At 71.3% G+C, this 750-nt stretch carries 1 protein-coding gene; it reads right to left on the reverse strand.

Annotated features, from left to right (window positions below; translation table 11 throughout):
• Positions 1–2: 2 nt before the first annotated feature.
• Positions 3–750 (reverse strand): SdrD B-like domain-containing protein (locus tag BBH68_RS38780; protein WP_281182523.1); only part of this gene is annotated, 748 nt, incomplete at its 5' end.

Below are 750 nucleotides of genomic sequence, written 5' to 3' on the forward strand. Positions count from 1 at the left end.
TCTCAGTGTTGCCTGGCTCGGCGCTTGCGGGCGGCGAGGGCGACTGCGGCGCCCGCGCCGACCAGCAGGGCGCTGAGGGAGACGATGGTCAGCACCTGCGTACCGGTGTTGGCCAGTGAACCGCCGCCTCCGCCGGTCTGGTCGCTGCCGCCCTGGGGGCCGGGCCGGTTGGGCGGCTCATGGGTCGGCGGCTGGTGGGTCGGCGGCTCCGAGGACGGCGGCGTGGTGGTCGGAGGCGTCGTGGTCGGCGGCTCCTCCTTGGGGATGTACACGCCGGCGTCGATCGTGTGGTCGACCCCTCCGGGCTTTCCGGGTGCTGTGACAGGCGCGTAGCCGTTGCACAGCCGTCCGGTCTTGGGCGGGGTGACGTTCGAGTCGTGCGCCCGGTTGGCACCGGCCCGGGGGAGGGTGAACCGCAGCTCGTCGGCCGTCGGCTGGGTCGGGACGTCGCTGGTGTCGGCGGTGCAGACGTTGAACTGCACGGTGTACTTGGCGCCGGGCTTCAGCTCGTATTCGGCGCCGACTCCGCCGAAGTAGTACTCGCCGGCGGCGTCGGTCTTGGTCGTGGCGACCTGCTTGCCGGTGTCGTCCAGCAGGTTGACCGTGGCGTCCGGCAGCGGCACCTCGTTGACACCCTCGGGGTCCTGGATGCCGTTGTGGTCGCCGTCGAACCAGACCCGGTTGCCGATCTGGATGGGCGCGTTCGCCGCCTCATAGGCGACATCGCCCAGCCCACCGGCCTTACCGAAC

It is taken from the genome of Streptomyces sparsogenes, assembly GCF_001704635.1.
Lineage (GTDB): Bacteria > Actinomycetota > Actinomycetes > Streptomycetales > Streptomycetaceae > Streptomyces > Streptomyces sparsogenes.